At 35.8% G+C, this 19,827-nt stretch carries 21 protein-coding genes and 3 pseudogenes; 13 read left to right on the top strand and 11 right to left on the bottom strand.

All coding sequences use genetic code 11. From position 1 onward, the window contains the following. The 5 genes from G7Y65_RS08410 to G7Y65_RS08390 form a co-directional block, all read left to right on the top strand. Positions 1–441, top strand: a 441-nt coding sequence (locus tag G7Y65_RS08410; protein WP_165314797.1) for an ABC transporter ATP-binding protein, incomplete at its 5' end; no start/stop codon positions are given. Further along, positions 438–1,193: an ABC transporter permease gene (locus tag G7Y65_RS08405; protein ID WP_042493555.1), complete on the top strand. Its 756-nt coding sequence runs from the start codon at positions 438–440 to the stop codon at positions 1,191–1,193. The genes G7Y65_RS08410 and G7Y65_RS08405, both read left to right, overlap by 4 nt. Positions 1,194–1,370: 177 nt before the next feature. Next, complete coding sequence (locus G7Y65_RS08400) at positions 1,371–1,958, top strand: site-specific integrase (protein ID WP_042493557.1); 588 nt, start codon at positions 1,371–1,373, stop codon at positions 1,956–1,958. A gap of 429 nt (positions 1,959–2,387) precedes the next feature. Next, entirely contained in the window at positions 2,388–4,151 is a 1,764-nt protein-coding gene (locus tag G7Y65_RS08395; RefSeq protein ID WP_165314796.1) for an oleate hydratase, read from the top strand. Positions 4,152–4,458: 307 nt separating this feature from the next. Then, on the top strand, positions 4,459–5,049 hold the full coding sequence (locus G7Y65_RS08390; protein ID WP_042493602.1) for a site-specific integrase: 591 nt from the start codon (positions 4,459–4,461) through the stop codon (positions 5,047–5,049). 171 nt (positions 5,050–5,220) lie between these two features. On the opposite strand, the gene G7Y65_RS08385 is transcribed toward G7Y65_RS08390, so the two are convergent. From G7Y65_RS08385 to G7Y65_RS08370, 4 genes are all read right to left on the bottom strand, one after another. Then, positions 5,221–5,913, bottom strand: a complete 693-nt coding sequence (locus G7Y65_RS08385) for a Crp/Fnr family transcriptional regulator (RefSeq protein ID WP_042493561.1) — start codon at positions 5,911–5,913, stop codon at positions 5,221–5,223. Between the two features lie 16 nt (positions 5,914–5,929). After that, entirely contained in the window at positions 5,930–6,481 is a 552-nt protein-coding gene (locus G7Y65_RS08380; protein WP_042493564.1) for a Dps family protein, read from the bottom strand. Between the two features lies 1 nt (position 6,482). Next, positions 6,483–6,719 carry a heavy-metal-associated domain-containing protein gene (locus G7Y65_RS08375; protein ID WP_004909683.1) on the bottom strand — a complete coding sequence of 79 codons (237 nt, stop codon included), beginning with the start codon at positions 6,717–6,719 and terminating at the stop codon, positions 6,483–6,485. A 63-nt stretch (positions 6,720–6,782) separates the two neighbouring features. After that, positions 6,783–8,633, bottom strand: a complete 1,851-nt coding sequence (locus tag G7Y65_RS08370) for a heavy metal translocating P-type ATPase (protein WP_165207311.1) — start codon at positions 8,631–8,633, stop codon at positions 6,783–6,785. A gap of 383 nt (positions 8,634–9,016) precedes the next feature. Here G7Y65_RS08370 and G7Y65_RS08365 point away from each other — a divergent pair, with 383 nt between their 5' ends. The 3 genes and pseudogenes from G7Y65_RS08365 (at position 9,017) to G7Y65_RS08355 (ending at position 12,430) form a co-directional block, all read left to right on the top strand. Next, positions 9,017–9,430: a helix-turn-helix domain-containing protein gene (locus G7Y65_RS08365; RefSeq protein WP_042493568.1), complete on the top strand. Its 414-nt coding sequence runs from the start codon at positions 9,017–9,019 to the stop codon at positions 9,428–9,430. Positions 9,431–10,380: 950 nt separating this feature from the next. Beyond that, positions 10,381–10,575 (top strand): annotated as a pseudogene (locus G7Y65_RS09515) (site-specific integrase); the annotation flags it as partial. Positions 10,576–11,440: 865 nt separating this feature from the next. Then, positions 11,441–12,430, top strand: coding sequence for a YhdH/YhfP family quinone oxidoreductase (locus G7Y65_RS08355; protein WP_042493570.1), 990 nt, complete (start codon positions 11,441–11,443; stop codon positions 12,428–12,430). Here the strand turns inward: G7Y65_RS08355 and G7Y65_RS09570 are convergent. Then, a complete protein-coding gene (locus G7Y65_RS09570; protein ID WP_371862362.1) occupies positions 12,427–12,480 on the bottom strand; it encodes a helix-turn-helix domain-containing protein in 54 nt (17 codons plus the stop codon). The genes G7Y65_RS08355 and G7Y65_RS09570 overlap by 4 nt on opposite strands. A 244-nt stretch (positions 12,481–12,724) precedes the next feature. Here G7Y65_RS09570 and G7Y65_RS08345 point away from each other — a divergent pair. Both G7Y65_RS08345 and arsC read left to right on the top strand, forming a co-directional pair. Beyond that, positions 12,725–13,221, top strand: a pseudogene (locus G7Y65_RS08345) (RepB family plasmid replication initiator protein); the annotation flags it as partial. Between the two features lie 155 nt (positions 13,222–13,376). Beyond that, positions 13,377–13,793 carry an arsenate reductase (thioredoxin) gene (arsC, locus tag G7Y65_RS08340; protein WP_042493572.1) on the top strand — a complete coding sequence of 139 codons (417 nt, stop codon included), beginning with the start codon at positions 13,377–13,379 and terminating at the stop codon, positions 13,791–13,793. A gap of 230 nt (positions 13,794–14,023) precedes the next feature. Here the strand turns inward: arsC and G7Y65_RS08335 are convergent, their stop codons facing one another. Both G7Y65_RS08335 and G7Y65_RS08330 read right to left on the bottom strand, forming a co-directional pair. After that, the gene (locus G7Y65_RS08335; protein WP_042493575.1) at positions 14,024–14,308 is read right to left on the bottom strand and encodes a helix-turn-helix domain-containing protein; all 285 of its coding nucleotides are present in this window, start codon (positions 14,306–14,308) and stop codon (positions 14,024–14,026) included. Next, entirely contained in the window at positions 14,305–14,655 is a 351-nt protein-coding gene (locus tag G7Y65_RS08330) for a type II toxin-antitoxin system RelE/ParE family toxin (protein WP_042493577.1), read from the bottom strand. Before G7Y65_RS08330 ends, G7Y65_RS08335 begins: the two co-directional genes overlap by 4 nt. A gap of 108 nt (positions 14,656–14,763) precedes the next feature. Between G7Y65_RS08330 and G7Y65_RS08325 the strand changes: the two are divergent. Continuing rightward, positions 14,764–15,328, top strand: a pseudogene (locus tag G7Y65_RS08325) (tyrosine-type recombinase/integrase). Positions 15,329–15,488: 160 nt separating this feature from the next. On the opposite strand, the gene G7Y65_RS08320 reads toward G7Y65_RS08325, so the two are convergent. Beyond that, the gene (locus G7Y65_RS08320) at positions 15,489–15,869 is read right to left on the bottom strand and encodes a winged helix-turn-helix transcriptional regulator (RefSeq protein WP_165314795.1); all 381 of its coding nucleotides are present in this window, start codon (positions 15,867–15,869) and stop codon (positions 15,489–15,491) included. 110 nt (positions 15,870–15,979) lie between these two features. Between G7Y65_RS08320 and G7Y65_RS08315 the strand changes: the two genes are divergently transcribed. Then, a complete protein-coding gene (locus G7Y65_RS08315; RefSeq protein WP_042493583.1) occupies positions 15,980–16,483 on the top strand; it encodes a type 1 glutamine amidotransferase domain-containing protein in 504 nt (167 codons plus the stop codon). Between the two features lie 252 nt (positions 16,484–16,735). On the opposite strand, the gene G7Y65_RS08310 is transcribed toward G7Y65_RS08315, so the two are convergent. Genes G7Y65_RS08310 through hxlA form a run of 3 tightly spaced genes read right to left on the bottom strand, consistent with a single transcriptional unit; the run spans position 16,736 to position 19,249 of the window. After that, positions 16,736–18,073, bottom strand: coding sequence for a glucose-6-phosphate isomerase (locus G7Y65_RS08310; protein WP_240006089.1), 1,338 nt, complete (start codon positions 18,071–18,073; stop codon positions 16,736–16,738). Positions 18,074–18,077: 4 nt separating this feature from the next. After that, entirely contained in the window at positions 18,078–18,608 is a 531-nt protein-coding gene (gene hxlB, locus G7Y65_RS08305) for a 6-phospho-3-hexuloisomerase (protein ID WP_042493587.1), read from the bottom strand. A 14-nt stretch (positions 18,609–18,622) separates the two neighbouring features. Continuing rightward, positions 18,623–19,249, bottom strand: coding sequence for a 3-hexulose-6-phosphate synthase (gene hxlA, locus G7Y65_RS08300; RefSeq protein WP_042493590.1), 627 nt, complete (start codon positions 19,247–19,249; stop codon positions 18,623–18,625). Positions 19,250–19,377: 128 nt separating this feature from the next. Between hxlA and G7Y65_RS08295 the strand changes: the two genes are divergently transcribed. After that, a complete protein-coding gene (locus G7Y65_RS08295) occupies positions 19,378–19,767 on the top strand; it encodes a winged helix-turn-helix transcriptional regulator (protein WP_042493592.1) in 390 nt (129 codons plus the stop codon). Positions 19,768–19,827 lie beyond the last annotated feature (60 nt).

Below are 19,827 nucleotides of genomic sequence, written 5' to 3'. Positions count from 1 at the left end.
TATGACCCAATCATGTATCGGCGGCAAGTCTCATATTGTTTCCAACAACCGACGTTATTTGGTGAGACGGTGGCAGATAACTTAGCTTTCCCGTACCAAATTCGTAAGCAAGTCATGGATACGCAACGAGTGGTAACGGCGTTAAATAATGTTGGGCTGTCCGAACGAACCCTGCATCAGCCGATTATCGAGCTTTCCGGTGGTGAACGGCAGCGGGTCGCGCTGATTCGCAACATCTTATTCTTACCAAAAGTGTTGTTATTAGATGAGGTGACAGCTGGTTTGGATGAAAATAATAAGCAAATCGTGCACGCCTGGTTACGACAGTTAAATGAGCAGGATCACGTGACAACGATCATGATTACTCATGATGCGACAGAGATTGCTGCGGCAGATCAATTAGCGAAAGTGGTTGCTGGCAGATTGGAGGTACACGCATGAATTTAGCAGTTAATAATACGTCGCTATTTTTGGCGGCAATGTTAGTGCTCGTCGCGTTAGGAATTAGTTTGTGGCAGAAACTTGGCTTGGATAGGGACATCGTCATTGGTGTCGTGCGGGCTGTTGTACAACTATTTATCGTGGGTTACTTGCTAAAGTATATTTTCCGAGTCAACAATTTGTGGCTAACGCTGGCGATGATAGGCTTCATTATCTTCAATGCGGCTTGGAATGCGAAAAAACGGGGGCCGGGGATTGACCATGCATTAGCCATTTCGTTATTAGCCATTTTTGTTAGTACGGGGGTAACACTCGGCGTCCTCGTGCTATCTGGTGCGATTATGTTTGTGCCATCACAAATGATTCCCATTTCTGGTATGATTGCGTCGAATTCAATGGTCGCAATTGGGCTGGCTTATCGCAGCCTCAATAGTCAGTTTCATGACCAGCGGCAAGGTGTGCTTGAACGGTTGGCGTTAGGGGCTGGTCTACTTGATGCTTCGATTGCCATCGTGCGTGAGGCGATTCGTACGGGGATGTCACCAACCATTGATTCGGCAAAGACCGTGGGTCTAGTCAGTCTGCCAGGGATGATGTCCGGTTTGATCTTTGCAGGGGTCGATCCAGTACGGGCCATTAGGTATCAAATTATGGTCACGTTCATGCTCTTATCAGCGACTAGTTTGGGGTCAATCATTGCGTGCTATTTAGCTTACCGTAATTTCTATAATGAACAAAAACAGTTGAAGTAATGACTCCTGATTGCAGCCCCGCGGGGAGTCCTTTATGATGGAAGCTGATCTTTTTTGTCCGAACAGCGTTCGGATTAATTTTACAATCTACCACTACGATAAAAATAATTGGCCATTCATTCACAAAAGTGAACCAATTATAGGCAAGGACTGTTCTATTATTGAGGTTAAATAGATATGCAACAAATCGTACTCCCAATCAAAGACTCTAACGTCTTAAAAATGGTGCAAGACACCTTACTAGATAGTTTTCGGGCAGGTCGCCGTAACTACACCATCTTTCAAGTTGGCAAAGCCACCCTGCTGCGGGTGAGTGATGTGATGACGTTAAAGAAATCCGATGTCTATAATCCAGATGGCTCTGTTAAACACACGTCCTTTATTCATGATAAAAAGACGGGTAAAGCGAATACATTGTATTTAAAGCCTGTCCAACAAAACTTACTGCAATATCATGATTGGCTGGTCCAAGAAAATATCAACTCGGACTGGCTATTCCCCTCGACGTCAGATCCAGACCGTCACATTACTGAGAAGCAGTTTTACAAGATTATGGCACGCGTTGGTGATCTATTAGGCATCAAATATCTAGGTACACATACCATGCGTAAAACAGGTGCCTATCGTGTTTATACGCAATCAAATTACAATATAGGCTTAGTCATGCATTTATTGAATCACTCAAGTGAGGCCATGACGCTCACTTATCTTGGGTTAGATCAAGCCAGTCGAGAAACTATGTTAGATCAAATTGATTTTGGCTAATTGTGTAGTATGGGGTTATGAATAATAATAACCCGTTAATGTCGCTACATTTTTCGTAACTTTATAGTCAGACTGTTATATATGAATTATGATACGATGCAACAAATTTGCCTGCTAATTAAAGACTCACATCTTTCAAAACCACACCGATTATTCATGGTGATTGCAGCCACTAAAGTGATTGTTTCACTTTAGTGGCTATTTTTTGAAAGCACTTTCTCTTAGTGCTATGATTAACCTATTAAATCATTGATAGGAGGAAACATATTTATAAAAATGTAACTGTTGCAGGTGGTGGCATTTCAGGTGAACAAGTTGCCTTTCAAAGGCAGTTCATGGGATTTTATGAACATCCTAACCCTGAATACCAGCAAGAGTCATTTTTAAAATAGAGTATATCAACATAAAGCGTAGTAAAAGGAGGCAATTATGCGATATTCTAACGGAAATTATGAAGCTTTTGCACGTCCAAGAAAGCCCAAGAATGTGGATCAAAAATCAGCGTATATTATTGGAGGAGGGCTGGCCGGATTGGCAACCGCTGTTTTCTTGGTGCGCGATGGACAAATGTCCGGGGAAAAAATTCATATATATGAGGAATTGCCTACTCCGGGTGGATCGCTAGATGGAGAAAAGCGTACCAATATCGGATTTGTGACACGTGGTGGTCGAGAAATGGAAAATCATTTTGAAACTATGTGGGACATGTATCGATCAATTCCTTCTTTAGAAATTGAAGACGCCTCTTACTTAGATGAATTTTATTGGCTAGATAAGGATGATCCAAATTCATCTAACACTCGCCTAATTTATAATCGGGGACAACGCGTCCCAACGGATGGACTGTATACTTTGGATGAACAATCTAAAGAATTAATAGATTTAGTTTTAACTCCTGAGTCAAAACTGGGTAAGACGACTATTGAGGAATTTTTCTCAAATGAGTTCTTTGAAAGTAATTTTTGGATGTACTGGGCAACTATGTTTGCTTTTGAAAAGTGGCATTCTGCAGTTGAGATGCGTCGATACACAATGCGATTTATTCATCATATTGATGGACTACCTGATTTTAGCGCCCTAAAGTTCAATAGGTACAATCAGTATGAGTCTATGGTTCTACCAATTATAAAGTATTTAGAGTCATATAATGTCGAATTCATCTATGATACACAAGTTAATAATGTTGTGGTAGATTTTGAAAATGACGAAAAAATTGCAAAAAAACTCGTGATCCAGGATGGTGATGATGTTAGCCTATCACGGGATGATCTTGTATTCGTTACAAATGGTTCTATTACAGAAAGTTCAACATATGGGAGCCATGATAAACCCGCTCCTATATCAAAAGAGTTGGGTGGTAGTTGGTCACTGTGGAAGAATCTGGCAGAACAATCTAATGATTTCGGTCATCCAGAAGTATTCTGTGATAACCTACCTGAAAAAAGTTGGTTCGTGTCAGCGACAGCCACTATAAAATCACCAGAAATTGAACCCTACATTGAACGTCTAACCAATCGTGATTTGCATGATCACAAAATTAATAGTGGTGGAATCATTACCATAACCGATTCGAACTGGTTGATGAGTTTTGCTGTTCACAGGCAGCCACATTTCAAAGAACAAAAGGAAAATGAAACAATTGTATGGATATATGGACTATATTCAGATACCAAAGGAAATTTTGTTGATAAGACCATTGTAGAAAGTTCTGGGGAAGAAATTACGCAAGAATTCCTTTATCACCTTGGGGTCCCTGAGGCCAAAATCAAACAATTGTCTAACCAAAACAATGTAAATACCGTTCCAGTATTTATGCCATTTATTACGTCATACTTTATGCCCCGAATTGCGGGTGATAGGCCAGATATTGTGCCTAAAGGGTCTGTTAATTTAGCCTTTATTGGTAATTTCGCAGAGTCACCTAGTAATGACACCGTATTTACTACCGAATATTCCATTAGGACAGCCATGGAATCTGTCTATACTTTGCTTGAAGTTGAACGCGCTGTTCCTGAAGTTTATGGATCCATTTATGATATTCGAGAACTACTTAAAGCCATCTACTATATGGGAGATAAAAAAACCATTGATGAGGCTAATTTAGGAATCCCTAAACTAGCTAAAGTAGCTCTAAAAAAGAAGATAAAGGGAACGTTTATCGAAGAGCTACTTACCGAGAGTAAATTACTATAAAACATGGTAGCTGTTAAAACTCTCTGAATTATCAAAAACTGTTGAAAATTATTATAATGCGACATATTTCGATATGTAATAAGCTTTTCATTTTTGAAAAAGACTTGATGATTATATTTCATCAAGTCTTTTTTATAGCTACGTATTTTTTAAGAAATAACCTGATTACGGGAAAATGTATATGGGAAGTACGGACTGCTTTATTTCTAAATCATAATCCGAGATAATCAAATGTATGAATGTTTATTCTGAATGCTAAGATATGATTAAATCAAATAATAATGGGAACCAGAAAGGTAAAAATATTATGGTGCAACAAATCGTACTCCCAATCAAAGACTCTAACGTCTTAAAAATGGTGCAAGACACCTTATTAGATAGTTTTCGGGCGGGTCGCCGTAACTACACCATCTTTCAAGTTGGCAAAGCCACCCTACTACGGGTGAGTGATGTCATGACGTTAAGAAAATCAGATGTCTATAATCCGGATGGATCTGTTAAACACACGGCCTTTATTCATGATAAAAAGACAGGTAAAGCAAACACATTATATTTAAAGCCCGTTCAACAAGACTTACTGCAGTATCATGATTGGCTGGTCCAAGAAAATATAAATTCGGATTGGTTATTTCCCTCAACAGCCCATCCAGATCGTCATATCACTGAGAAGCAGTTTTATAAAATCATGGCACGCGTTGGAGATTTATTAGGTATCAACTATCTCGGCACACATACCATGCGTAAAACCGGAGCTTATCGTGTCTATACACAGTCAAATTACAACATTGGCTTAGTCATGCACTTACTGAATCATTCTAGTGAAGCTATGACGTTAACTTACCTTGGCTTAGACCAAGCGAGTCGGGAAACCATGTTAGATCAAATTGATTTTGGATAATTACATCAAAAGCATACTGAATAATTGGACTATTTTTATTCAGTTGCTTAGTGATAATTGAGATGCGATTGCGATTATAAAAATTGATATATCAACCAATGGCTGCTTGGACTTCAATTAATGTTTGGTATGCATTCAGATCAATATCCTTATTTTTAAGTATAAATCGACTTAACTTGATACAAATAATAATTCATCTAAATCAAATATCTCAACACATTTTTGGGTATGCCGTTTAATTAGACCTCTCTCTTCCAATGATGAGAACTTACGGCTTATTGTTTCTGGAGTTGTCCCCAGGTAAGTAGCCAAATCTTTTTTTGACATGGGTAAAGTCACATAAGTATGGTTTTTTTCATCTTCAACATTTTCTGATAGAAAATCAATAATTCGAGCTTCAACAGGTTCAATACTGACTTGCACAGTTTGTTTTTCTGATAACTGTAGCCGTTTTGTAATATCCGACAATATTCGTCGCATGATTTCTGGATAGAGATCTAAATATTGATCTAAATCCTTTTTATGAATCCTACAAATACTTGTTTCCGATATTGCTTCAGCATAATTCGAATGATAACCTTCAGTCTGTAAAACAGCAACTTCCCCCATAAAATCACCCGGATGTAGGATACGTATGGTTTGCTCACGACCAGACTCACTTAGGCTATAAATACGTACACGTCCATTGTTTATGATATATAATGTGTCATCTTTATCACCAAACCTAAATAATAGCTCATTCTTTACGTATTGTACTTCATTCGCTGATTGAGCAATTAGATGCATTTGTTCATCATTGAGATGATTGAAAATCGGCACTAAACGTATACAATCTACATGACTATGATGATTATGGTTTGCCATACCGTTTTCCTCCTAATTAATCGTTATCTATATAGTCATCGTCTTCTAAGGCATCCTTATTAATAAATGCTTGAAGTTGCCAAATATTTACGTCTAAATAAGCTTTATAACTAATTAGTGAATCTTCCAAAGCATCATTTTCTTCTTCCTGTGCTAAGCGAATTGCACGAATAGTAAATTCACGATTAGATCTAAAATCTTCTACTATCTGTAAGACCATCTCATCAGCAGTGTAATATTTTTCCGAAGAATCTTCAGAAATCGTTGTAAATTCTTGAAATTCAGTAGTTGTTGATGCTGGCTTAAATCCTGACGCTAGTAAACGTTCTGCAATTTTATCAAACCATGCCTCATTCTCGTTATATAAATTTTCAAAAACATTATGCAATGCATAGAAATTTTTGCCTTTTACATACCAATGATATTGATGCAATTTTACATGTAATGTATGAATATTAGCAAGTATATGATCTGTAACAGCTGCAGAATTAATCTTAGTATGATGAATGTGTTCTTTATATGCTTGTTCGGCAGCTAATTTTTCTTGCCTTTCATTTACCGTTGTCATTTTATGCACCTTCCTTTACTTTTGAACTAATTACTGGGTATCCTAAGTCTTCAATTGCTTTTTCAATTGTATTCAAATTGACCTGATTTTCATCAAAATCCACTTTTACCTTACTTGCATTGAAAAGTACTTTTACAGAATCCTTTTTTACACCGGCAGTTTGTTTTAAACCACGTTCGATTTTTTGTAAACATGATGGACAAGTTAGTGTTTCTAATTTTAATGTTGCTTTAGTCATATCTATCACTCCTTTAAATAAATTATATAGGCCATTCTTTTTAAAATACTTGATATAGATCAATTATCTTAATTGATAACCTCTTAATCTCATTGCATTTAAAATAACTACTAAAATACTGGCCTCATGAACCAACATCCCAATTGACATGGACATCCATTCACTAAATATTAAACTAACCAATAGTATTATTACGACTCCAACAGCAATTAGAATATTTTGTCGCATATTCGCATATGTTCCTTTTGCTAGGCCTAAAGCATGAGGAAGGCGGTTAAAGTTAGAATTCATTAAGACAATATCTGAACTTTCAATTGCGACATCTGTTCCATTCCCCATAGCTATACCTACCTCTGCAGTAGCCAGAGAGGGACTGTCATTAACTCCGTCACCGATAAAAACAACTATTTCACCTGAGTCCTGTCGTCTTTTTAGAAATGCTTGCTTGTCCTCTGGTAGCATATCACCATGGGCTTCGGTTAAACCTAGTTCCTTTTTAACTGAATTAACTGTACCTTGGTTATCACCTGATAATACAATGAGATTTTTAATACCAAGTGATTTTAATTTTTGTAAGTCCTGCTTAACACCTGGTCGAACTTTGTCGCGGATACCCATTAACATGATTAACTTATGATCAACTGCCGTTAATACAATTGAATTACCGGTTCTTTCTAATTTATTCAATTTTTTAAGAACATCATCAGATAGCGGTATACTTTCTTGTTTCATTAAGGTTTTATTCCCTACTGAAACAATGTGCCCATCTACGTGAGCAATTACGCCCCCACCTTTTACAACCTGTGTATTTTCTATAGGCCTTACTTTATATTGTGCTAATTTATTTACAATAGCGACAGCTAATGGATGATCAGACTCACTTTCAACTGAAAGCAATAGAGATAAATCCTCCTCCTGATTATTTCCATAATAAATAATATCGCTCACTTCAGGCTTTCCTTCAGTTAAGGTACCTGTTTTATCGAATAACACTGTATCTGCATTGGCAAAATGACTAATCACTTCAGAACCTTTAAATAAAACACCATTTTTTGCGCCATTTCCTATCCCCGCAACATTTGAAACAGGTACACCAATTACCAAGGCTCCTGGGCAACCAAGTACTAATACGGTAATCGCAAGTTCTGTATCTTTGGTTAATACCCAAACCAACAGCCCAATTGTAAGTACTGCAGGTGTATACCAGCGAGAAAACTGGTCAATAAATCGTTCTGCTTCTGATTTAGAATCCTGTGCTTCTTCTACCAACTCAATAATTTTTCCAAATGTAGAATCTTCCCCTACTCTATCAGCCACTATTTGAATAGTACCATTGTCCATAATAGTACCGGCAAATACTTCATCGTCTTTTTCTTTCTTTAAAGGTAAAGATTCACCTGTGATATTAGCCTCATTTACATATCCTTTTCCAGTAGTTACCCGACCATCTACGGGAATCTTGGCACCAGTCTTTACTAGGAGAATATCCCCTTCTTCTACTTCATCAATATCTACTTCTGCAAATTGTCCCCCTGTCAATTGCTTAAAAGCAGTTTCTGGAGCCATTTCCGTCAACTCTTTAATAGCTGATCGTGTTCGGTTAAGTGTTCGTTGTTCTAAATATGATCCAAATAAAAATAAAAAAGTAACAATTGCTGATTCTTCATAATTTTGAATAAAGAGAGCACCGATGACCGCTATCGTTACTAAAACATCAATACTTACTACTTTTACCTTCATAGCCTGATAAGCCTGTAAAGAAATGGGGGTAACGCCTAATATCGAAGCTATAATAAAAGCACTATTAGAAATTATTGTATTGGCAAAAATAAAGTGTGCGATTAGTCCTAAGGCAATGAGTAAGCCACTGATACTCATAATTTTATTTTTATGTTTAAGAATATTATGTTGCATATGATTTCTCCCTTAATTTTAGTTCAACTAAAGTGTATTAACTTTTGGGAGATATAAACTTGACGTCCATCAAGTTTATAAAATAGTTCTAAATAAGTAAAAATATTATAATATTGGCTTAGTCATGCACTTATTGAATCATTCTAGTGCGGCCATGACATTGGCTTACCTTGGTTTAGATCAAGCCAGCCGTGAGACTATGTTGAATCAAATTGATTTTGGTTGAACTCATTAGCTATAACTACAGTTATAGTTGTAGTTATAGCTAAGGTTTTATAGCTAAAAAGCATAGATCATTAGACTCAAGCAATACTTTAGTGACTTATTAACCTGAACTTTGCTATGCTCTGTATTAAAGATTATAAAAGGTGGGAGTTTAGCATATGCAAATAGGTGAAAAAATAAAAATCATTCGTGAAAACAAAAAGATGTCACAAGAAAACATGGCTAAAAGCTTACACGTATCATATCAAGCTGTATCTAATTGGGAACGTGGGAAAAGTTATCCCGATATCTCTAATATTATTATGATTTCAGATTTATACAGTATTTCATTGGATGAGCTAATTAGGGAAGATAAAAACTATAAAGACATATTACTTGAAAAGAAAGTATCAGGTATCGCGGATGCTATCCTTAATATTATTTTCTTATTGTGCGCCATCATGTTATTAATTTATATGATGGTCGAAAACAAGCTCACCTCAGGTAATTCCTTTTATATCATTCTGATAATCTTGGTTATAGTCCATACCAGTGTAGATTTATTAAAATTGTTACCAAAAAAACGCATGTAGTTGGTTTACAGGGAATAGTAGTAATCACTAGTAGTGTACTTGTTTTGATCGGTCAATTATTATTTACGTTAGGCTTTGGGGATTTTTTGGCTGTTGCATATATAACACAAAAGAATATTATTACCCAATGCTATTACATGTAACATATAATAGTCTCATTTGGTGGTTACAATTTCTGTAAAACAGAAACTAACAATAATGTTCCTATTAACCCTATTTTTTTAGATTTAATATTTTTAATTTATGCTATTTATGCCTATAATTAGAAACAAAACTAAAAAATATGAATTTTAATAAATATACTATTTCTGATCCAGAAATGAAGAAAAGTACTGGATTTACTTGGAGAAATGGGCGCATGAATCCTACAGCTAGTGAAACAGGTCGTGCACTTGGAAATGCGTTCATCAATTCTATTCATGGATGGTAATTGTTATAAATACTGATACTAGGAGAGTCCGAAAAATGAGCCAAAAAGATTTATTAAATCAATTCGCTTTAGCCATTAATGACGTAGGTCAAGACAGTGAATTAGGATTTTTTTTAATAACTTATCAAGAAAAATGAGCCAAAAATCAGTTGAAAGGCCTTGAAATCCCTCGCTTTACTGATGGCATCTCAAAAGTAGTTCGTAAATCACATCAAGGTGTTCCTACATCGGTTACAAAACTTATTTCTATGGTGAATCGTCGTGGTATTTTGAGTGGCTTCGGACTAGGATTACGAATGTTATAAAAGTAAGTTTTTCATTTATAGCAAACTTACTAAAAAAAACAATCAAAAGTTTGCAATAACTTTTGATTGTTTTTTACTGAAATTAAATTGACTAGGCTGATTTAAAAATCATAGTATTAATATAATTTACCCAATTTTTTTACCTTAATTACAAAAACATTGCCAGATAGTCCATACTTTATTTGTTCATAATCTTGTATTTTAGGGTTAAGCATCGTCGAAATTACACCGTTTTTCAAGTTTGTAAGGAAACTCTACTACGTGTGAGTGATATTATGACCTTAAAAAATCAGATGTCTCTGTCAAAAATACATCATTTATTCATGAAAAAAAAGACAGGTAAAGCGGATACATTATATTTAAAACCCGTTAAACAATATTTGATTCAATATCATGATTGTTTGGTCCAATAAAACATCAATCATCCATGGTTAATTACGATGAGTGCCCGCTTACCTTATAGCCATTGGACCCTACATAATATGATTAATTAATTGTTGGCACTAGCCTTCTGATACCAGAAAAGCCAAGGATGAAATCCTTGGCAAACTACCATTGACAGGCGTCAAGGGTGTAGGTGCGCATTACCCTCATTTTATTCGGTTATGACTCTTGCAAATAATTGCTTGTACATTGAACTTTTTTAAGGTGTAATTCCATTATTTTGTGATTCGATGGCCATTTAATAAAATGACTAGCCATCACTGTTTTGAGTAATACGATTTTCAGAATATACTAGTGATTGTATTATCGATAGATACGTTAAACTCGTATGTAGATATAATGTCCTGGGTTAGTAAGTCATACCCCTTATTCTGGGTAAAAAACACCTGGCTCAAATTAGGTATGGACAATTTGTCGATTTTATTTTTCAACATGAAAAAGGCGCAGGCTATTATAAGTTTATCTTTTATATTTTAATCTTTTGTTCTTTTGCGTAATTAGAAATCTAGTTTTTGAAATTGGATTCAAAGAAAATACCAAGAGAAAAACTATGTGTATAGAGAATTTTTATAACACTTTTGAAACAAATTTACTTTTTAGCTATGTATCTAAAAAAAGATTATGCCTCGAACTATTTAGCAATATCAATTATATTAGATCGCGATATTTATTCTACAGATTCGTTTGATAAAATAATAAGTAATACCGATAATACTGACTTACTAGGTTGTCCACTACTGGACTCCTTATTTGGGTGATGGATATTTTTATAATCAAGACCACAGATACCTTACATTGCAACAAAACTATTTTATTTAGAAAGAAAAATTTATGAAAAATTTTAAAGCATTACTTGTTAGCTACAAAGACGGAGAAGTTGACTATAATATTGAAAACAATCTTACAGTTGATGATCTATCCAATGGTGAAGTATTAATTAAGATTCATTACTCTTCTGTAAATTATAAAGACATGCTAGCGGTCCAAAAAAATGGTGGTGTCATTCGAGATTATCCCATGATACCTGGTATTGATTTAAGCGGAGAAGTTGTAGAATCTTCTAATTCTAATTTTAAAACAGGACAAGAAGTTCTTGTGACGGGTTATAAGATGGGAATGAGTCATACTGGAGGATTTTCTGAATATGCTAAAATTCCCGCAGAATGGATAATTCCGATACCTGAAAATCTAAGTATGAAAGAAGCAATGATTTTGGGAACTGCTGGATTAACAGCAGCACTATCAATTGATGCGCTAGAGAAAAATGGTATGAGAGCTGACTCATATCAACAGATTTTAGTGACTGGTGCGACTGGTGGTGTTGGTAGTATAGCTTTGCAAATTTTATCAAAAGTAGGATATAAAAACATTATTGCTCTTGTACGAAAAGAAAACCAAATTGAAGTTGCAAAAACATTAGGTGCCACCGATACTATTTTATTGAGTGATTTTGAATTTGAAAATAAACCATTAAACAAACAACAGTTCCACTACATTTTAGATACTGTTGGAGGAGAATTAGTGGCAAACTTGATTCCTTACGTTTTTTATCAAGGATCTATTTCCCTTTGTGGTAATGCTGGGGGAATTAAAATGACAACCACAGTACTGCCATTTATTTTACGAGGTATTAATCTTTTAGGAATTGACTCAGTTAACATTTCTAATGAAAAAAGACTTTTCATTTGGGGAAATCTTTCAAAAATATGGAAAATTACAGATACGACATTAGTAAACGAAATTACATTAGAAGAGCTTTCTAAAACATTAAATCAGTTAAAAGAAGGAAAACACTTAGGACGAACAATTGTAAATATTTAGTTTTTAATTCTATAAACAGTTTGACGAGTTACTCCGTATTCTTTAGCAATTTTTGAAATTGCAGTTCCTTTTTCTAATTCATGAACAATATTTCAATAAACCGCTCGTCGTCTTTTAGATTCAGTTCTCTCTTGTTCTGATATCATTGCCAATATTTGAACAATTAAATCTTTGATGAAACGGTCTAACAGCTGATTCCCAATGGCTTCTACCTTGAACGTATCTTCTTCTCGAACAAAATTTAATGCTTCTTGAAAAACTGGACGCTGCTCAATTGTGGCGCCCGATTTTTTTCAACAAAAATCTTTTCGGCACCAAATTTTTCTAAATATTCAATTTGTTTTTCTAAATCATGATGAGGTATTAATTCGCTTTAGTCCTGAAATCATGCCCTATTTAATTAATCTTAAAACTAATTTTACGCAACATGCCTTGTCAGAAATTTCTGAATTGAATAGTAAATATGCCGTTATTTTGTATCGTTGGTTATCGATGAATTACTACCAATACGAGTACTATAGTGTTAAAGGTGGACGCCGAGAAGAACAAATTGGTATGAAAGAATTACGAGAAATGACAGATACGGCAATTTTGTCAGGTCTACGGAAAATGTTTATCCACTCTACGACGAATTAAAGGACATACGTGGCTTAAATGGTGTTAAAGAGCCTCTAGCGTATGTCAATGATAAACAAGATAACTATTCAAAAAAGAACATTGCTAAGTATCTTAAAAAATCAATTGAACAGTATCTACAGATTGTTAAGAGGCAGGATATAGATCATGAGTGATAAATTAAAAACAATTCGAGAACTTGCTGAGGAGTTGGGCGTCTCAAAGTAGATAGAAGGCCTTGATACTTATACACCTATGTTGGTGAAAGCATTGCATTTAAGTTTATGGTGTATAATGGCGTTACACAAATTAAAATTATAGGGGGGTTAAAATGAAAAAAATTTATTTTTTATGCACAGGCAATTCTTGTCGCAGTCAAATGGCTGAAGGATATGCAAAAAAAATATTGCCGGCAAATGAGTTTCAAATCGAGAGTGCAGGGATTGAAACTCATGGGTTAAATCCAAATGCTGTTAAAGTTATGGCTGAAGATGGAGTAGATATTAGTAGCCACTATTCTAAATTAATTGATCTAAATTATTTGAACACTTCAGATTTAGTTATTACTTTATGTGGTGATGCCAAGGATAAATGTCCTATGCTTCCCCCTCAAACCAAAAGTTTACATTGGCCTTTATCTGACCCAGCGCAAGCCACAGGAACTTTAGAAGAACAACTACAAGAATTCCGTAAGGTTCGTGACGAAATTAAAAAATTAGTTACAAGTTTGAATAACTACGTTCATTAATAAAAAAATGCCATATAGTGCCGCAGTAAAACAGTCCAATTAATTTATTGACTTCTAAGGAAAATACCAGGGCTTTGGTTATGAGCTAGATATGTGACTAGGAGCTCACTAAAATGCCCCTCCATTCAGGGTCTATAATTATATTGCCCCTGTAAAAACCTATTAAAACAGCCCCATTATCTATCGATTAGATAATGGGGCTGTTTTTTTGTTTAATGTTATAATAGATCTTAAAATGCTGGACTAAATTGAATGGTCAAACGTTGTTTTGTTGCTTGGGCGATCTCGGATAGTATTTTTGTTGAAGCATTCATCGAACCATTTTCAATGCGTGCAATCGTTGATTGTGGTTTACCAATCAGACGAGCAAATTCACGTTGACTCAACCCCATCTTTTCACGTAGATCATGAACTTTTACAGCTACCTCTAAATTGATATTTTCTTGCTCAACAATTTGTGCAAATTCAGGATTGTTTTTACTACGTTCGGCAACGTATGCATCAAGTTTACTCATTGATTTTCCTCCTTATTAAAATACTGACTGCGTCTATTCCGAGCAATTTGCTTTTCATTTTCAGGTGTCTTTTGCGTTTTTTTCGTGAAAGCATGAGTAATAATGTATTGACTACCTTTAACTTGAAAGTAAATAGCTCTTTGAATGTTTGAAGATCGTTTGGAACGAATTTCATAGAGATTATTTTCTAGCTTTTTTACCCATAATTGTCTTTCCGCAACCAATAGGCCATTATTTTCGATATTTTGAATGGTTGCAATTAATTTAGCAGCATCTTTATCCGGTAATTGATCTAAGAACTGCTCAAATTCAGCCCAATTGTAATAATCAAACTCAAACTTTTCCATAACAACATGATAGCAGATACGCTATCATTAATCAAATTATTAACTTTAAAGGAGTAGCTAATGGTGCAATAAATCGTGCTGCCAATCAAAGACTCAAACGTTTTAAAAATGGTGCAAGACACCTTATTAGATAGTTTTCGGGCGGGTCGCCGCAACTACACCATCTTTCAAGTTGGGAAAGCCACCCTGCTGCGGGTGAGTGATGTGATGACGTTAAAGAAATCCGATGTCTATAATCCAGATGGATCTGTTAAACACACGGCCTTTATTCATGATAAAAAGACCGGTAAAGCAAACACCTTATATTTAAAGTCCATGCAACAAGACTTGCTGCAATATCATGATTGGCTGGTCCAAGAAAACATCAATTCTGATTGGTTATTTCCCTCAACGGCCCATTCAGAACGTCATATCACTGAGAAGCAGTTTTACAAGGTCATGACACGCGTTGGTGACCTATTAGGTATCGACCTATCTAGGCACACATACCATGCGTAAAACAGGCGCTTACCGCGTCTATACACAGTCAAACTACAATATTGGGTTAGTCATGCACTTACTGAATCATTCGAGTGAGGCTATGACCCTTACTTATCTCGGCTTAGATCAAGCAAGTCGAGAAACAATGTTAGATCAAATTGATTTTGGATACATACGCCAACTAATCTCCTAAAATTATCAGCTGTTTATTCATTTTTGCGCCATTATGTCAGTAGTCGTTACTGTTTTGAAAATGCAATTTTTAACAAGGCTGTGGTAATCATGACTTATTAAAATTACTGTTAAAAGGATATTTGAAACATTTAGACGTTCTTTCCAACCTATTGCATTGTTTAGATTGTCGTACCATCAATTTGAAGCTTTTCTAATCTTTTTGTACCCCATGAGAACATCATTTCAATGATAGGCATTAAGGTCTCACCAGTCGTTGTTAATGAATAAAAAACTGCTTTTCGATTGTTAACTAACCCTTCTTGACGATCAATCAAACCGTCTTCACCTAACTCCTTCAGTTGTTGTGATAGGACTTTATGCGTTGCATTGCTCAGTGACTTTTGAATTTCTCCAAAACGCATTTTCCCGTCATAGTGTAGCTGATAAAGTATGACGATTTTATATTTACCCGAAAACATTGACAGCGTATATTCTTTAGCGCAGTTAAAATCTTTTTGTTGTATTTTATCAAGGTCATACTTTCGTACAGTGTCTGTCATTATTATTGACTACTTTTCTGAAGATTGTGATAGGCACAAAAAAGTGCCTTATTGTGGTCTATTATTTATAGGTATATATTATATACTATAAATCAAGGAGGAATTTTATTATGGCAAAATCAGTTGCAGTTTTGGTGACTAATCTAGTCGAAGACGTTGAATATACTGAACCTGTAGAGGCTCTTAAGTCTGCAGGACACGAAGTGACAACGATCAGTTTTGAAAAAGGCACTGTTGAAGGTAAGCATGGTACTCAGATTAACGTTGATAAGTCCATTGATGAAGTGCGTCCTCAAGACTTTGATGCCTTGTTCATTCCAGGAGGATTTTCACCAGATCAATTACGTGCGGACCAAAGGTTTGTCGAATTTACAAAGTTCTTTTTGGCAACTAACAAGTTAACGACATCTATTTGCCACGGTCCACAATTAATGATTCAAACCGGGCTAGTGCAAGGTCGTACAATGACAGCATATTTAACTGTACAACCTGATTTGTATTACGCCGGTGCACGCATTGAAGACAAAGCTGTTGTGATCGATGGTAATCTAATTACTAGTCGCGAACCAAAAGATATCCCAGCATTTAACGAGGCCTTCCTAGCAGCTTTATAATGTTGATGGTTGATAAGCATATAAACATGTACCAATTATAGCTTGACGAGTTTGGCTGTTTTAAAATAAATTTTTTAAACAGTTATCGTTAAAGTAACTTAGTCCTCGTGTTAGTAGCACGGGGACTTTTTATATAGCAGTTTTTAAACAACCGTTGCGCAATTAAACTGAACTTATATTTCTAAAACATACTAATTAATAAAAGGCTAGTTACTAACCAAAAATTGGTCAGTAACTAGCCTTTTATTTTATTCATAAGCGTTGTTGTAACTGATAAGTAATATCCTCGTATCCAGGCTTTCCCAACAATCCAAACATATTGCGTTTATATGCCTCCACACCTGGTTGGTCAAATGGGTTAATGCCATTCAAGTAACCAGAAATGGCAACCGCTACTTCAAAGAAGTAGATGGCTTGTCCCAAAGAAAATTCGTTTTGCTTATCCACCTCAACAATCATGTTAGGTACACCACCGTCAACGTGGGCCAACAACGTTCCTTCTGAAGCGGTACGGTTAACGTAGCTCATCTTCTCGCCTTGCAAGTAACCCAAACCGTCGTCAGCATCCATTTCTGGAATCACAACGTCCGTCACTGGCTCAGTTACGCGGAACAACGTCTCAAACAAGTTGCGACGACCATCTTGGATGTATTGTCCGAAACTATGCAAGTCCGTTGAGAAGTTTCCAGTCGCTGGGAAGATACCCTTGCCGTCCTTACCTTCTGACTCACCTTGCAATTGCTTCCACCACTCGCCGAATTGCAACAACGTTGGATCATAGTTAATCAACAATTCTGTCGTATAACCCTTCCGGTACAAGATGTTACGGTAAGCAGCATATTGGTAAGCTGGATTCTTTTCCAAATCGGCATCAGCGTATTCCACTTCACCAGCAGCGGCTCCAGCCATCAATTGCTCGATGTCACCACCAGCAGTTGCAATTGGCAACAAACCAACAGCTGTCAAAACTGAGAATCGTCCACCAACACCATCAGGCACAACAAACTCTTCGTAACCTTCTGTGTCAGCCAATGTCTTCAAAGCACCACGCTTTGCATCAGTCGTTGCATAGATGCGCTCACGAGCGCCTACAACACCGTATTTCTCTCCCAACATTTGCTTGAACACACGGAATGCAATCGCTGGCTCAGTCGTCGTTCCTGACTTGGAAATCACGTTAACTGAGAAGTCACGGTCGCCAATTACATTGATCAAGCTGTTTAAGTAAGCTGGTGCAATTGAGTTTCCAACAAACAAAACTTGTGGGAAGTCACGTTGTTCGTCTGGCAAGTAGTTGTTGAAGTACTCGTTCAAGAAGTCAATTGCCGCACGAGCGCCCAAATATGAGCCCCCGATTCCAATAACAACCAAAACCTTTGAGTCTGATTGGATTTTCTTTGCTGCTGCTTGAATACGCGCAAACTCATCCTTGTCGTATTCAGTTGGCAAGTGAAGCCAATCAGTGTATGCTGATCCAGCCCCAATTCCCTTACGTAGCATTTCATCCGCAACTGTAACCATTGGTTGGATCATGGAAATTTCTGCATCTAAAATAAATTTTTCTAGATGTTGGGTCTTAAATTTTAATATAGAATTATTCAAGATTAGCATGCCTCTTTTTTAATTCTAATTCGGAAATATTAAATTTATTCATATAGTTCATTACAAATAAATCTCCATATAACCAAACAGATTGTTCAAATAAACTGCCCATTGGCTGTTGTGTTATGTCGTTATTAGTAAACTTACTTTTACCTGATAGTATAGTGACATAGTCTGCTTTTTTATAGATTGTATTATGCGTGTTTGTACTCCATAGCCAAACTTTCGCTCCAATATTTTTTGCAGTATCAACATATTGAATTAATTGACTCGTTTCTCCAGACGAAGATGCAATAATTAATAAGTCTTTATCCTGAATAGCAGGTGTAGTCGTATCTCCTACAAAAAAAGTCTCTTTGCCTAATTGCGCTAGGCGCATAGCAAAAGCCTGTAATGCTAGTCCTGAACGTCCAAATCCCGTCAAAAAAATTCTATTAGTTGAATTGATAACCACTAATAACTCATCGGGAATATTTTTATCTGAATTATTATTTAGTTCGTAAAGTATACTTTCCCAGTTCATAACAAACTCCTATATTATCCAAGCAATTTCTTGAATTCAGCTGCGGCTGTGGCTGGATCATCTACTGTAGAAATTGCTCCACCAATAATTAATAGATCTGGATTAGCTGACTTAATTTCCTCCGCTGCTGTTAATTTAATTCCACCAGCGATTGCGGTCTTTGTATTAGAAACATTGTTCTTAACGATATTAAAGGTTTCAAAGGGATCTTGACCCAAGGCTTGTAGATCATACCCCGTATGAGTGCCAATATAATCTGCTCCAAAAGCATCTATTTCACGAGCACGAGTGGCAATGTCTTGGACCCCAATCATATCAACCAATAACTCTTTTCCAGCTTCATGAGCTGCTTTTACAGCATCCTTAATAGATTGATCTTCGGCAACACCTAAAATCGTTGTAATATCAGCTCCGTAAGCAAATGCCTGGTTCACTTCATATGAAGCGACATCCATGATTTTCAAATCAGCAAGTAATGTAATATCTGGAAATTCTGCACGAATTTTTTTTAGTCCTTCAAGTCCAAAATTAATTACCAAAGGGGTTCCATATTCAAAAATATCAATACTATCTTTCGTCTTTTGAATTAAATCAATGGCTCCTTGAACATCTTCTAAATCAATTGCTAATTGTAGTTTCATAATAAAATAACACCTTTCTTTTTTAATACTATATGTACATTGTCTACCTTACTGGTAAAATTTAATAGAGGGCACTTCAAAGTAACCTATTGTCTCTTTATATTTATTATCCATAAGGGAGTAGTATTATGTCAGATTATTTTCGAAATACTGTTATGAAAAAACTTAGTAATGGCGATTTTGATTGTACTAAAGAATTTACAGTATCAATGTTTAGCGGTAAGCATAAATTATTAATATTATGGATTTTAATAAATGATGGGCCACAAGGCTTTTCATACTTTATGAAAAATCTGAAGGGTATCAGTAAAAAAGTTTTATCAAACCAACTGAATGAGTTAATGGCGGACCAAATTGTCTCTAAACGAGAATACTTAACTGGTAAAGTAAAACACACTGAATATCAACTAACAGATATAGGAGAAACGTTAATTCCCATCATAGTTGCTTTAAATGACTGGGGAGAAAATAGACTGAAACAAGTTACTTTAGTGAAAATATTTAATAATGATTTATAGATTTTTATCTGCTGTTTAAGATGCTCAGAAGTCAATAAATTGGACTATTTTTTAGTATAC

Source organism: Weissella sagaensis, from assembly GCF_010306265.1.
GTDB classification, from domain to species: Bacteria; Bacillota; Bacilli; order Lactobacillales; family Lactobacillaceae; genus Weissella; species Weissella sagaensis.
The sequence above is the reverse complement of the archived record's forward strand: the minus strand, read 5'-3'. Positions and strand labels throughout refer to the sequence as shown.